General features: G+C 58.5%; 13 protein-coding genes. 6 read left to right on the top strand and 7 right to left on the bottom strand.

Translation table 11 applies throughout. The features are described from left to right. Positions 1-186: 186 nt before the first annotated feature. From DWQ09_08915 to DWQ09_08905, 3 genes are all read right to left on the bottom strand, one after another. Complete coding sequence (locus DWQ09_08915; protein ID KAA3628245.1) at positions 187-1,653, bottom strand: RNA helicase; 1,467 nt, start codon at positions 1,651-1,653, stop codon at positions 187-189. Positions 1,654-2,135: 482 nt separating this feature from the next. Next, positions 2,136-3,530, bottom strand: coding sequence for a glutathione-disulfide reductase (locus DWQ09_08910; GenBank protein KAA3628244.1), 1,395 nt, complete (start codon positions 3,528-3,530; stop codon positions 2,136-2,138). 91 nt (positions 3,531-3,621) lie between these two features. Further along, positions 3,622-4,365, bottom strand: a complete 744-nt coding sequence (locus tag DWQ09_08905) for a glutathione peroxidase (GenBank protein KAA3628243.1) — start codon at positions 4,363-4,365, stop codon at positions 3,622-3,624. Between the two features lie 216 nt (positions 4,366-4,581). Between DWQ09_08905 and DWQ09_08900 the strand changes: the two genes are divergently transcribed. The 3 genes from DWQ09_08900 (at position 4,582) to DWQ09_08890 (ending at position 5,841) form a co-directional block, all read left to right on the top strand. Further along, a complete protein-coding gene (locus DWQ09_08900) occupies positions 4,582-4,998 on the top strand; it encodes an aminoacyl-tRNA hydrolase (protein KAA3628242.1) in 417 nt (138 codons plus the stop codon). 237 nt (positions 4,999-5,235) lie between these two features. Next, on the top strand, positions 5,236-5,439 hold the full coding sequence (locus DWQ09_08895; protein KAA3628241.1) for a cold-shock protein: 204 nt from the start codon (positions 5,236-5,238) through the stop codon (positions 5,437-5,439). Between the two features lie 120 nt (positions 5,440-5,559). After that, positions 5,560-5,841: an RNA-binding protein gene (locus DWQ09_08890; protein KAA3628240.1), complete on the top strand. Its 282-nt coding sequence runs from the start codon at positions 5,560-5,562 to the stop codon at positions 5,839-5,841. A gap of 32 nt (positions 5,842-5,873) precedes the next feature. Here DWQ09_08890 and DWQ09_08885 read toward each other — a convergent pair whose 3' ends face one another. Further along, complete coding sequence (locus DWQ09_08885) at positions 5,874-6,806, bottom strand: aldo/keto reductase (protein KAA3628239.1); 933 nt, start codon at positions 6,804-6,806, stop codon at positions 5,874-5,876. 128 nt (positions 6,807-6,934) lie between these two features. Here DWQ09_08885 and msrB point away from each other — a divergent pair, with 128 nt between their 5' ends. Further along, positions 6,935-8,065 carry a peptide-methionine (R)-S-oxide reductase gene (gene msrB / locus DWQ09_08880; protein ID KAA3628238.1) on the top strand — a complete coding sequence of 377 codons (1,131 nt, stop codon included), beginning with the start codon at positions 6,935-6,937 and terminating at the stop codon, positions 8,063-8,065. Between the two features lie 8 nt (positions 8,066-8,073). Further along, positions 8,074-8,838 carry a DUF1223 domain-containing protein gene (locus DWQ09_08875; GenBank protein ID KAA3628237.1) on the top strand — a complete coding sequence of 255 codons (765 nt, stop codon included), beginning with the start codon at positions 8,074-8,076 and terminating at the stop codon, positions 8,836-8,838. A gap of 271 nt (positions 8,839-9,109) precedes the next feature. On the opposite strand, the gene DWQ09_08870 is transcribed toward DWQ09_08875, so the two are convergent. Both DWQ09_08870 and DWQ09_08865 read right to left on the bottom strand, forming a co-directional pair. After that, positions 9,110-9,718: a DNA-3-methyladenine glycosylase I gene (locus DWQ09_08870; GenBank protein ID KAA3628236.1), complete on the bottom strand. Its 609-nt coding sequence runs from the start codon at positions 9,716-9,718 to the stop codon at positions 9,110-9,112. Positions 9,719-9,989: 271 nt separating this feature from the next. Next, a complete protein-coding gene (locus DWQ09_08865) occupies positions 9,990-10,628 on the bottom strand; it encodes an HAD family hydrolase (protein KAA3628235.1) in 639 nt (212 codons plus the stop codon). A gap of 532 nt (positions 10,629-11,160) precedes the next feature. Here DWQ09_08865 and DWQ09_08860 point away from each other — a divergent pair. Beyond that, complete coding sequence (locus DWQ09_08860; GenBank protein ID KAA3628234.1) at positions 11,161-12,315, top strand: hypothetical protein; 1,155 nt, start codon at positions 11,161-11,163, stop codon at positions 12,313-12,315. Between the two features lie 657 nt (positions 12,316-12,972). On the opposite strand, the gene DWQ09_08855 is transcribed toward DWQ09_08860, so the two are convergent. Continuing rightward, on the bottom strand, positions 12,973-13,788 hold the full coding sequence (locus DWQ09_08855) for an NYN domain-containing protein (GenBank protein ID KAA3628233.1): 816 nt from the start codon (positions 13,786-13,788) through the stop codon (positions 12,973-12,975). Positions 13,789-14,071 lie beyond the last annotated feature (283 nt).

Below are 14,071 nucleotides of genomic sequence, written 5' to 3'. Positions count from 1 at the left end.
TCATTCCCAATGAGCGAGCCGCAACACCGCGCTGGAACCACGAGCGCCCGGCCCTGCGGGTTGGCCCCAGAGGCGCGCTGGCGGTGTTCTCGACTTGCCAATAGCGTTGCTATTGGCTGCGCCTTCGGGCCTACCCAGCGCGCCTCTGGAGCTCAACACAGCACGCGCGGGATTCTGAGATAGGTTCTAGCGGTTTTTACCGCCACCCAACAGGGCCGGTGCCTCGTTACCGTGGCGCGCCGTATGACGACGTTGCCCTTTCCCCGGCGCAGCCGATTGACGATGGGGCCGCGGGCTGTTGCGGTTCTGCGTCGCTTTCTGCTTGCCGCCGGTGGGCTGCGGTCGCTCCTCGCCGCGTGTGGAACTCGCGCTCCGCTGCCCCGGCTGTGCTTGCCTCGAGTTGCGTGCCGATCCCGTATTCTGGCGTCGCGGTTGGCGATTACCCGGGCGACCCGCCTCCTGGCGCCCGCCGCCGCGCTGATTGCGCCCATTGGGGATCGGCTCGGCCTTGATCGCGGGATCGGGCGCGAACCCGTCGATCACCGACTTGGGCAGCTCCCGTTTCAACAGCCGCTCGATATCGCGCAGCAGTTTCTGTTCGTCGACGCAGACCAGCGATACGGCCTCGCCTTCGGCGCCCGCACGTCCGGTGCGCCCGATGCGGTGCACGTAGTCTTCGGGCACATTCGGCATCTCAAAATTGACGACGTGCGGTAGCTGGTCGATGTCGAGACCGCGCGCGGCGATATCGGTGGCGACGAGCACCCGGATCTTGTTGGTCTTGAAATCCGCCAGCGCCTTGGTGCGTGCGCCCTGGCTTTTGTTGCCGTGAATCGCCGCGGTGCTGATTCCATCTTTCTCCAGTTGCTGAGCCAGGCGATTCGCCCCGTGTTTGGTGCGTGTGAACACCAGCACCTGACGCCAGTTCTGCGAGCTGATCAGGTAGGAGAGCAGCTCGCGCTTGCGCTCACGATCCACCGGATGCACCACCTGCGCGATGCGATCCGCCGTCGCGTTACGCGGCGCCACTTCAATAAAAGCCGGCTTGTTCAACAGATCGTCCGAAAGGCGTTTGATCTCGTCGGAAGAGGTGGCCGAAAAGAGCAGGTTCTGACGCTGTTTGGGCAGCAGCGCGAGTATGCGGCGGATGTCGCGGATGAACCCCATGTCGAGCATGCGATCGGCTTCGTCGAGCACCAGGATTTCCACCTGGGATAGATCGACGGTGCGCTGCCCGGCGTGATCGAGCAGGCGGCCGGGCGTGGCGACGAGGATATCTACGCCGCGACGCAACGCCGCGATTTGCGGGTTGATGCTGACCCCGCCGTAGACGACGGCCGAGCGCAGCGGCAGATGCTTGCCGTAGGTGACCACGGCCTCTTCGACCTGGGCGGCCAGCTCGCGGGTGGGTGTCAGGATCAACGCCCTGACCGGCCGGCGGTTGCCTGCTGCCGACCTGGCATTCAGAAGCTGCAGCATGGGCAGCGTGAATCCGGCGGTCTTGCCGGTACCGGTCTGTGCACCGGCAAGTATGTCGCGCCCTTCGAGTATGACGGGAATGGCGTGACGTTGTACGGGGGTGGGCTCGCTGTAGCCTTCTTCGGCGACCGCGCGCAACAATTCGGCCGACAGGCCGAGGGTATCGAATGACATGCAATAAAACTCCAGAACCGGCCTCGCCAAAGCAGCGCTTCGGGACGGTCAAAGGCGGGAAACTATTTTGTAGTGTTCGAGGGAAAACCGCTGAGGGGTGTTACCGCGAATGGATCAGACGCCGACCGAAAGGCATCAAGAAGGGCGCGAGTCTAACAGATCGTGGGCGGGCAGGGACAGCGATTTCGCTGCGCTGGCAAATACTTAGGTTGGGTTAGCGCAGCGTAACCCAACGCCTGGCGCCCTGACTCGGGGAATGTCGGGTTACGCTGCGCTAACCCGACCTGCCGTTGCGCCGGCAAACGGGGGGTCGTAAAGGCTCTTGACCACAAAGTACACTAAGTACACAAAGTGGGGACGAGTGAAGGGCATTGAGCGCCTGCCGGATCAGCGCCCACGAGCAAACCCGGTGCGCCGACCCCTGTCTGTCAAACTTCGTGGACTTTGTGTGCTTCGTGGTTAAGGTGCGGCCTCACCAGCCACTAGGCCGCGACACCGACCGATTCGGATTCCTGCTTCTGTACCGGCACCTTCAATGTCACCAACTCTTCGGCACTGGTCGGATGAATCGCGACGGTCTCATCGAACTGCGCCTTGGTGGCGCCCATCTTCACCGCCACCGCAAAACCCTGCAGCATCTCATCCACGCCTTCGCCGATCAGATGGATGCCCACGACGCGCTCGTCAGCACCGGCGCACACCATCTTCATGGCCGTGGTCTGCGGCTGCGCCGCCAGCGCAAACCGCATCGGCGTGAATTCGGTCTGGTACACCGTCACCGTTTCGCCATAGCGCTCGCGCGCCTGCGGTTCGGTGAGCCCCACCGTACCCACCGGCGGATGTGCGAACACCACGCTGGGAATGAGGTCGTAGTCCAGTCTGCGGTCAGGCTGGTTGTCGAACAGCCGTTCGGCCAGACGCCGCCCCGCCCCGATGGCAACCGGCGTCAGCGGTACGCGGCCGGTCACATCACCCACGGCGTAGATACCGGACACGTTGGTGTTCTGATAGTCGTCAACCGGGATGATGCCGTTGGGCTTCATCTCGACTCCGGCGGCCTGCATATTCAGTTCGGTCGTATTGGGGCGGCGGCCCACCGCCCAGATTACCGTGTCGAAGCCTGGTAGCGTGCTGCCACCTACCGTGTCGATCGCCAAGGTGTCGTCTTCCGCGCGCGCCAGTCCGGAAACCTGAGCGCCCAGGCACAACGTAATCCCTTGCTTTTCCATTTCGCCACCGAGCACTCGACCCACCATGGGATCGAACACCTCCAGAACACGCTTCTCCAAGGCCACCAATGTGACATCGGAACCCAGCGCCCGTAGCACACCGGCCAGTTCGACCCCGATGTAGCCACCGCCGATCACCGCCACCCGCCGCGGCTGCTCCCGCAAGGCGAAGAAACCGTCTGACGTTATGCCCAGCTCCGCTCCGGGTACGCGGGGCACGATGGGGTGACTTCCGGTGGCAACGACAATGTGCTCACCCTGGTATTCGACACCCTCCACAACCACCGTCCCGGGCCCGGCGAATTGCGCAACACCCCGGATCACGGTAATGCCCTGCGACTCCGCATAACCGTCCCAGTAATCATTGATATTGGCGGTGTAGCCATCACGCCCCCGCACCAGCGCCGCCCAGTCCACACCCTGCGCCAGCGCCTTCACCCCGAATCCGGGTGCATCACCAACCGCAGAAGCCAGATGCGCGGCGTACCACATGAGCTTTTTGGGAACGCAGCCATTGTTGACGCAGGTCCCGCCCAGTGCTTCGGCGGAAACCAGCGCCACGCGCTTACCCAGCTGGGCAGCACGTTCGGCGACTGCCAGCCCGCCACTGCCGCCACCGATAGCGATGAGATCGAAATGAGTGCTCATTACCCGTACCCCTTTGCATTCGTTTCCCTCTCCCCGCCGGAGAGGGTCAGGGTGAGGGGATATCCATCGAGCAATCCCCTCACCCTTATCCTTACGCGGCCTTGCGCTTGCCCAGCCAGTTCTCGAGATCCTCGGAACCGCCGATCAACTGGCCGTTGATGAAGATCTGCGGCACCGTGGTGGCATCGGTCACCGCGCGCAGCGTGGCATCGGTGTAATCGCGATTGAGCACCAGCTCTTCATAGCGGATGCCCGCATCGTTCAGCATGCCCTTGGCCTTGGCGCAGAAAGGGCAGCCCTTGCGCGAGAAGACAGTGACATCGAGCGGCTTCTCGGCCTTCGGCGCCAGGTACTCGAGCATGGTGTCGGCATCGGATACGCCGTAGGGATCGCCAGGCACTTCGGGCTCGATGAACTGCTTTTCGATGACACCGTCGCGCACCAGCATCGAGTAGCGCCAGGAGCGCTTGCCGAAGCCGAGGTCGTCCTTGTCCACCAGCAGGCCCATGCCGTCGGTGAACTCGCCGTTGCCGTCCGGTATGAAGCGCAGATTGAAAGCCTTCTGCTCCTCCTGCCACTGATTCATCACGAAGGAGTCGTTGACCGACATGCAGACAATCTCGTCGACACCGTTGGCCTTGAAGGTATCGGCCAGCTGGTTGTAGCGCGGCACGTGCGAGCTGGAACAGGTCGGGGTAAAAGCGCCCGGCAGCGAGAACACCACCACCGTTTTACCCGCGAAGATATCGTCGCTGGTCACATCGACCCACTCGTGGTCACGACGGGTGCGAAAGGTCACCTGGGGGACACGTCGTCCTTCTTGGCTCTTGAACATGATGCAATCTCCTTTAGATTGTCGGGTTTCAAGTTTTTCGACCGGGAGCGCATCTCCCGTCTACAGGCCCAGAATAGAGGCCAGAATACAATTAGTAAAATTGAATAATACTAACTATATCATAGTCATTGACTATGATCGTTCGAGCCGTCGCACAACCCTCTGCCGCCGCGCTGTTAGAATGTCGGTCAGGCGATATACCGAGTGATTCTCCCAATGCGCATCTCCAGCCAGGTAGAAATCCCCGACGACGAGATCGAGATAACGGCGGTTCGCGCCCAGGGCGCGGGCGGCCAGAACGTCAACAAGGTCGCCAGCGCCATCCATCTGCGCTTCGACAGCCAGGGCTCATCATTGCCCGAGTTCTACAAATCGCGGCTCCTGGAGCTGAGGGATCGGCGCATTACCCGCGAAGGGGTTGTGGTCATCAAAGCTCAGCGCTACCGCACTCAGGAGAAGAACCGGGAGGATGCCCTGTTGCGCCTGCGCGAGCTGATTCGCAGCGCGGCCGTAGTGCAAAAGAAGCGTGTGGCGACCCGACCAACCCGCAGCTCCCAGCAGAACCGGCTGGCAAGCAAGACCCGGCACGGCCGCCAGAAACAGCTGCGCGGCAAGGTGACCGAAGAAAACTAAATTAGGAGGCAGGATTAATAACGTGTATCCTGCAAGGGTCTTTCGGTGGAACCCGGCCACGACCGAGGCCTCGAATAGACAACTACGCAATTGGTTGCACGTTCTTCAGGTTACCGGAGTCCTGGCAAACAGCTGGGCTTCTTGAGCAGCACCTACACGGTCATCTCTGCCGATTACCTCTCAAGACCTGCAATTGACTGCGCTTGTGTTCATAGTTCTTGATTGGAGTTAATCAACATGGCAACAGGTACCGTTAAGTGGTTCAACGAATCCAAAGGATTCGGTTTCATCTCCCCCGCCGATGGCAGCGACGACGTGTTCGTGCACTTTTCCGCTATTCAAGGTAATGGCTTCAAAACGCTGGCCGAAGGTCAGCAGGTCACCTTCGAAGTGGAACGCGGCCCCAAGGGTTTGCAGGCGACGAACGTCACCCCCAGCTGAGAGCAGCAGTCTCAGGCTTAACTGAGAGAGCCCCGCGTCCTGCGGGGTTCTTTTTCTGATATCGTCGCTTCAGGCTCGCGGTAGAAGCTCTTTCGCCCGGGCTTTCATGAGGACACCGGCATGCTAAAACTGTTCATCGGCAACTTGCCGCAGGACGCCACCGAAGAGTCCGTTACGGCCTTGTTTGCCGAATACGGCACCGTGCGCTCCCTACACCTGGCTTCGGATGTCTTTTCGGGAAAATGCCGGGGCTTCGGCTTTATCGAAATGGAAGGCCATGAGGCGCGTGCCGCAATGGCTGCGCTCGACGGCAAAACCGTGGACGGCAAATCGCTGCGCGTGCGTTACGAAAAACCCATGCCCGGTGGTAAAGGGAAAGGGCGCGGACGCGGCCGTCGCTAGGTTGCGCGCTCGCTAGCCGCAGCAACACCCCTTCATAGGGCCTCTACCCACCTGACCATACGCTGTCGCAGTGCCGTATCGGGCAGTCGTCCGTAGAGCGCGCCCATGTTCTCCTGCATGTGATCGACCCGTGACGTCGCCGGAATGGCGCAGGTCACGGCGGGATGTGACACGATAAACTTGAGCAGGAACTGCGCCCAGTTGGCGCAACCGATCTCGCCTGCCCACTCCGGCAGCGCCTGACCCGCCACCCTATCGAACAGCGCACCACCCTGAAAGGGCCGGTTGACGATCACCGCGATACCGCGCTCCGCCGCCAGAGGCAATAGACGCCGCTCGGCTTCACGATCCACCACGTTGTAGGTGAACTGCACGAAATCGATGGGCTCGGTGCGCATGATGCGCTCCAGATCAGTGTGACGGCTTCCGTGCGAGGTGGTGAGGCCGATGTAGCGAATCCGGCCCTGCGCCTTCCTTTCTCGCAGCGTCGGTAAATGCGTCTCCCAGTCCAGCAGATTGTGGATCTGCATCAGATCGAAGCCCTTCGTGGCCCACAACTGCTCCGAACGCGCCATCTGCTGCTGGCCGAAAGCGCGGCCCCAGGTCCAGACCTTGGTCGCGCTGAAGCGCGGCGTTTCGCCTCCGATCCGCCGCAGACAGTGGCCGATGACCTCCTCGGACGAACCGTACATCGGCGAGGAATCGATAACCGCACCGCCGCGAGCGAAGAAATGCTGCAGAACCCGCACCCGCTGCTCGCGGGCCGTCACATCGTCGCCCACGTTGAACGTGATCCAGGAGCCCATGCCGATCACGGGCAGGCGCTCGCCACTGGCGGGAATCGGGCGGGTGATCGGGCTCTGCGCCGCCGCGTCCAGCCGGTTGGCGTAACCCCACACGAACGGCGCAAGTCCCAGGGTGCGCAGGAAACGCCGGCGGCTAAATCCGGATCTTTCGTCGGTCATCTTGAAACTCCAGCTACTCTCTGATGACTCCCTTTCGCGCCAAGAATTCACATTTTTCTAACAGCGGGAATGATCGGGGCCCCCGGCGGGTCTTATTCACCGAATCCACCCGACAAACGGAACAGATCATGAAAAGGCTAGTTCTCTCCCTCGCGATTGCCATCTCCGCCATCACCGCCCTCGCCGTATGGGCAGGCAGCGGCTCCCTTGGCGCTACGACCGACAGCAAGCGCGAGCTCGCCGTCGCCACTTTCGCCGGCGGTTGCTTCTGGTGCGTGGAGTCCGATCTCGAGAAGGTGCCGGGTGTGGTCAAAGCGATTTCCGGCTACACCGGCGGGCGCGTGGATAACCCCACCTATAAGCAGGTTTCCGCGGGCACGACCGGTCATCTCGAAGCGGTGGAGGTGCACTACGACCCCAACATCATCAGCTATGAGGGTCTGCTCGAGGCCTTCTGGCGCACGGTGAACCCCACCGATGCCGGCGGGCAGTTCGTCGATCGCGGCGAGCAGTACGCCACCGCAATCTACTATCACAACGAAGCGCAACGTCTGGCCGCCGAGCAGTCGAAGGCGCAACTGGCCGCCAGCGGTCGCTACGACGACGCGGTGATCACACCGATCCTGCCGGCGAGTCGCTTCTACGTGGCTGAGGACTATCATCAGGACTACTACCGGCGCAATCCGTTGCGCTACAAGTACTACCGCTACAACTCGGGTCGCGACCAATACCTGGAAAAGACCTGGGGAGAGGAGCTGCACGTGGACTACGCAAAATTTTCCAATGCCACCCGCTACACCAAGCCCGACGATGCCGAGCTGAAGCAGCGCCTGTCGCCGCTGCAGTACAAGGTCACTCAGGACGATGGCACCGAGCCGCCGTTCCAGAACGCCTACTGGGACAACAAGCAGGAAGGCATCTACGTCGATGTCGTCACCGGTGAACCGCTCTTTTCGTCCACCGACAAGTTCGACTCCGGTACCGGCTGGCCGAGCTTCACCCGCCCGCTGGAAGAGGAGTTGGTGGTGCGCAAGACCGACTTCAAGCTGATCTACCCGCGCACCGAAGTACGCAGCCGCTTCGGCGACTCGCACCTGGGTCATGTCTTCAAGGACGGGCCGCAGCCCACCGGACTGCGCTATTGCCTGAACTCGGCGGCGCTGCGCTTCATACCCAAGGCGGATCTGGAGAAAGAGGGTTACGGTCAGTACGCCGCGCTCTTCAGCGCTGCGGCTGGGCAGCAAGCCAGCACCAAGTGAGCCGGGCCATGCGGACGAATACGCAGCGCTTCCGCCACGGTGCGGTCGCGCTCGCACTCAGTATGACCCTGGGCAGTGCGCTCGCTGAAACCGAACTGCGCATCGAAAGCCCCACCCGGCAGGCGCAGCTCATCGAGCTCTACACCTCCGAAGGCTGCAGCAGCTGCCCGCCCGCGGACCGCTGGCTGAGCGGGCTCAAGGACGAGCCGCGGCTCTGGCAGCAGATCGTGCCGGTCGCCTTCCATGTCGACTACTGGAACTATATCGGCTGGCCTGACCGCTTCTCCTCCAGCGCCTACAGCGACCGTCAGCGCCGTTACGCGGCCAGCGGCGGAGTGAGCACCGTCTACACCCCCGGATTCGTGGTCAACGGCGAAGAGTGGCGCGGCTGGTTCCGCGGGCGGATGCTCACGAACAATGCCGAGGTATCGGCGGGTAAATTATCCGCGACCGGAAGCGCTGATGCGCTGCAGGTGCGATTCGAACCCGCCAACGGCAACAGCGTACCGTTGCAGCTCCACGTGGCACGCCTGGGCTTCGATCTGCACACCGACGTCGGCGCCGGCGAGAACAGCGGCCGCAAACTCAGCCACGACTTCGTGGTGCTGGGTCACGTCGAGCACGCGCTCAAGCGTGAAGGCGCCACCCACACCGCGCTCGTCAAACTACCGCCGGCACGCGAATCCGCACCGCGCCAGGGCGTGGCGTTGTGGGTCACGCGCAAGGGGGAACTGCGACCCCTGCAAGCCGCCGGTGGTTGGCTTACCCCGTAGCACTGTTCATTGTAGGTTGGGTTAGCGCAGCGTAACCCGACGCGAGCCAAATGCCTTCCAAGGCAGCCAGGATCGGCCTGAAACCCATGGTCGGTTCCTGATTGACCGTCTGAACCGGGTGGTTCTGATTGTTGCAGCCCCTATCGCCAAACGATACCTACGGCGCAATGCCCTTGGGTTATTGCGCCCTACACGGAACGTTCAATGTAGGTCGGGTTAGCGCAGCGTAACCCGACACAGCGTTATCGCTCCCGAACCCGGTTTCCCACTATCACCCCGGCCGCCTGAAACCCTTGCGCGCACGCTCGACCCTGGCCCTGATCACGCATCCCTCGACATGATCGTTGATCAGCCCTATGGCCTGCATGAAGGCATACACGGTCGTCGGTCCGACGAACTTCCAGCCCAGCTTTTTCAGATCCTTCGACAAGGCAATCGATTCCGCGGAAGTCGATGCGGTCTGCGGATCGGCCAGCGCCTTCCCGTCGGGCTCGTAACGCCAGACGAAGGCGGCCAGCGAGCCTTCCCCTTTGACGAGTTCCCGGGCACGTTGCGCATTGTTGATGACCGCCTCGATCTTGCCGCGATGGCGGACGATCCCCGCGTCCTTGAGCAGGAGATCCACGTCGCGCTGAGTAAAGCGCGCAATTCTATCGAAGTCGAAACCATGAAAGGCGGCGCGGAAGTTCTCGCGCTTGGCGAGGATGGTGCGCCAGCTCAGTCCCGACTGAAAACCCTCCAGGCTCAGTTTCTCGAACAAGCGCTGATCATCGCTGACCGGATAGCCCCATTCGGTATCGTGATAGTCGAGAAACTCCGGCGCGGTACCGCACCACTGGCAACGTGCTTTGCCGTCAGGACCCACCAGCGTCGAACCCATGTATTGTCCTCCTATCGATAAATCAGGAGTGTCTGAGAGAATCAATGTTTTGAATATTAGCGAATAATATTCTCCAACGCGGGATTTCTGACTGCCGGGTATCGGATAAATCCACAGCACCGCTCAGCATGCGGGTTAGGTTGGTGCAGCGTAACCCAGCGTCTTGCTTGTTTCTCTCTGGGGAGTCGATATTTATTCGAAACCTTGGTCCGTCCCTGAGTCTTTTGTTTGATTGATCAGGGGAGTACGTAGCAACCGTGGCCCATTAATGTCAGGTCGTCAGGCGACGAAGCAATGCAGCCAGGGCAGTCTGTGGATCGGTGATATCGAACCAGAAGCTTTGCATGCCCACCGCTTCCGCCCCTGCACAATTGGCGCGCATGTCATCCACAAATAAACAGGACTGCGGTGAACGGTTTAGCGCCTCCGCGCACGCCAGATAGGGTTCCGGAGCCGGCTTGCGCACGCCGACACTTTTCACATCCACAACCGCATCGAACAAGTGCGCGTGTTCCCAGGATTCCCACCAGCGCTCCCCGAGCCACGCGGTGGCGTCGTTGGTAAGCAATGCCTGTTTCCAGCCAGCTTGTTGCAGGTGTTCGATAGCCCGCCAAGTGGCGGGGCGCTCTCCGCGTGAAAAGTCGAGGTCGGTGTATGGCGAGAAGGCGATACTCTCCGCGGCCAACGCTTCGACGATATGTACCACATAGTCGGGCTCGCTAATCTCACCACGGTCCATTGCCGCGTAGTAGGGATCGGGCCCGGGCCCTGTTGGCCCCAAGGGGAGGCGATCCAATGGCCAGCCCCGCTCTTTTCCGACATCCACCATCAGCTCTGTGAAGAAACGGTACATGATGCCGCCCATATCCCAGATGACGGCGTCGAGAGTGTGTTTTTTTTCGCTACTCATCGGATTCAGTAACTACCTATTGCTGTCACATCGATCCATCGTAATTGAAAAATCCGCGCCAGAGCGTAATTGATTCTATTGATGGACTTTATTGCTCTCTGACCCGGGTTTTCATGGTGCACCTCTGCGTTTTCGCTTCGACAACAAAAAGCGCGGCAAACCGTGCCATGCGAGCTCTGTTTTTCTCGTAAAAATAGTTCGTATCTCACTGATAACACGTGCTTATTGGTGGGGAAACATCAGGGACTGTACCCGTTTTGTTTATTTAGCAGTTGGCATCTTGCGTTTAAGGGTTTTCTGGTCCTAAATAAACACATCACCGAGAAGGACAGCTCCTGTAGTTCCCCAATAAGCATGGAGTGGGGTTAGGGATGATTTCGGCAGACTCTGTTACCTCTAGCTTCCTTTTTGACCGTCCGGTCATAACGCTCGGTTTCGAACATAGTTCTTTTGCAATCGACGGAGTCCTTCCGTCATGCGATAGGTCGCGTCCGTTCAACTACCAATTTGACGGATTCCGTCTAATCAGCTGTTGGGCGTTCAGCACATCCTGTACTTCACATGGAACGACTTACTGGAGGTCGATATGCCTATAGATACCACTTTCAGTTCACCCAGTGTTGGCGGATTGATACTTTTTGCAGACAACGGACAGTTCGAGATTTGGCGAATCGACCGCGATTTTAACTTCCTGTTTCCTCAACCGAGTGCGTCGGGTGATCTTGGCTCTGACCTCAGTCTTGTAGGCCTCGCCAATGGGCGGCGCTACACAGCCATTTTGTCGCAAAGGGACAATGGTGAGCTTAGCCTGCATCGACTTGTTTCCGGCACGGTACATCCCACGCCGACTATGGTTGGCACCCAGAAAGACCTATCCACCCGGCAGAAACAGGGGGGATGGAAAGCGCGCAGCTTCTCTCTTTACTTGCCCAATCCAAAGTTTTGCCTGGAAGGCGAATCCGAATATCTGATTTTCATGGAGCGTCCGCAAGGCAGCAGCTTGCTGGATGAGGTGTGGACCGTTGGAGAAGATGGTCGAATAAAAGTACGTAGGACGTTTGACCGACAAGAGTTCGAACAATTCGCGGACGGCCAGCTCGAGATCAACGGGTGGGATCCTGTTGCGGTTGGTATTGGTGCCGTCGATTCGCCTCATCCATGGATTCTTTTCAAACGGCCGGACGGATTGGAAGCGAAACTTGTACAAACTCAGAGATCGGCGAGCGACAATGAATTGAACCCCACCTCGAATGTGGTTCCATTTACCACTCTCGGAACCCCACTAACGGGATTGCCTGCTGCTTCGGGCTTCGCTTTTGCATCGACAGTTCGCGATAACGAGCGTTCGCCCGGCAGCTACCATTACTGGTTGCATGTCTACAAGTGGCCGCCTTCATCGTCCGATGGCTCCCACGACGCAGTTATCAAGCAAGTTCCAGGAGATAGCAGTTATCCCCCAGACCGACATCTTCATGACCTAACAGGGCGCAGCCCAGCTGGACTAGAGCTGATGGCCTATGCGGATTTGCGGCCGGCCTGCATGTCGTGGAAGTCAATGCCCAAACCAGATGAGCGCCTATGGGGCGCAGAAGTCAGAGGCACTCTTACAGCCCTCGCGGGGTACAGAGAGGCGCTCGCGGATCTGGATATTAAAAGGAAAGATAAATCAGTAAAGGGGTCTAAATGAGGCATCCCTGACCACGCTGCAGCCTCTTATTGAGCACCTGGGAGACAAAGACTGATTTTCGAAGCATCGTTGCTTGCTTCAGCGATCCCATGCTGATAATTACCGGCCGGCTTGCGATGTGAACCGACGACAATATGGGTCTTTGGGTCGACAAACTCATTCCTGTGCAGGCGAAAGAGGTAGGGTCGAGCACTATTCTTGTACTCAAACACGCGATAGACGGTCTTCCCCCCAGATCCACATTCACGAACGAATCTGTAGAGCCCGCTAGACAGGTATGCTTTAAGTTCGAGCGTACCGTCGTCCCCGTCTGAGCGCAGTATGCATGACAGTGCTGCATTGGCGGAAACGCCTTTGCGGGCGTTGATCCACCTGATAGCCGGATGAGCATCCGCCGTTTCGTACACCAGTGCGTCATCGCATGAAACGGGACTGTTTGAACCAACCTCTCGCTCTACTGTCGGTGGCGTTTCAGGTTGCACCGTGCAGCCGAAGAGAACAAGCCACAGCGCGCACCATACGCAACTTCGGATCGGTGAGCTAAACAACGTTCGGCTGTTCATGACTTTCGGATAGAGTGGCTTATTGTGTTTCATGATGTCCAACGCTGCGCTCAGCCGCCGCTTTTAACAGTCTGCTGGAGCGCCCTGAACTAGCCTACTTGGCACGAACATATACTGCCTTTGTATCTGAACCGGCAATTGCCCTTTCCTCAAATAAAAAGATATCTGTTCTTGTCCTAACTAGGTCACTAAGCTTCTTGAATCCATAAAGTCTTGAATCGAAATCTGGCTGTAACTTCGTCAGATAACTCCCGAACGTTCCAAGATTGGCCCAGCCTGTATCATCGCTTGCTTTTTCTAGTGCTTCCAGAACGAAGGCTCTCGGAAATCTTTGCTGTTGAGTGCTCTCCGTTTTCGTTGCTTGGCTTTGAGTTCCTACTGGTTTTTTCTGGATGCTACCGGTACTTACTTCCTGCGTTTCCATATTATTCTGTGCAGCAGGCCGCAATACCTCTGTGAAGAGAAATTTGTGACATGCGTTACGAAAGGCCTCCGGAGTATTTTTCTCACCAAATCCAAGTACTGTTAACCCTTCTTCACGTATTCGTAAGGCGAGGCCAGTGAAGTCACTATCGCTAGATATGAGACAGAATCCATCAAACCTTCTTGTGTAGAGGAGATCCATTGCATCAATAATAAGCGTACTATCTGTCGCATTCTTTCCAGTCGTATAAGCGAATTGTTGTACGGGCTTTATCGCGTATTTGTTTAATACTTTTTTCCATTGCGAACTATTTGGTGATGTAAAGTCACCATAAATTCTCTTGACGGTAGCTTCGCCGAATCTAGCAATCTCCGCCAATAAACCTTCAATAACCGTTGCCTGTGCATTGTCGGCGTCGATCAGGACAGCCAATCTGAGAGTTGGTTCTTCTGCTTCTGTTTTCGCAACAAGTCTTGGATTCACCATAATTCTTATTCTCGGTTTCTAACAAGTAAAGAACAGTAAAGGGGTCAGACCCCTTATTACACAAAAAGTTACTTCCCGTTGGCGTTCAAATAGCTCTCAACTTGCCCCGGTTCAAGGGCGCAATCTTGCGGCCAACCATAGGGCGGCACTAACCCTTCATCTTCCTTATAACGCCAGAGCCATGGTTTTCCTGCAATAGGCTGACGCCTAATTTTTACGAATTCAAGCTGCGAATATTTAGCGACCAATAAAGGTATATCGCGTGATGACATGTCATTCACAA

The organism is Pseudomonadota bacterium, assembly GCA_008501635.1.
GTDB lineage: Bacteria > Pseudomonadota > Gammaproteobacteria > QQUJ01 > QQUJ01 > QQUJ01.
This window is presented reverse-complemented; position numbering and strand designations above follow the sequence as displayed.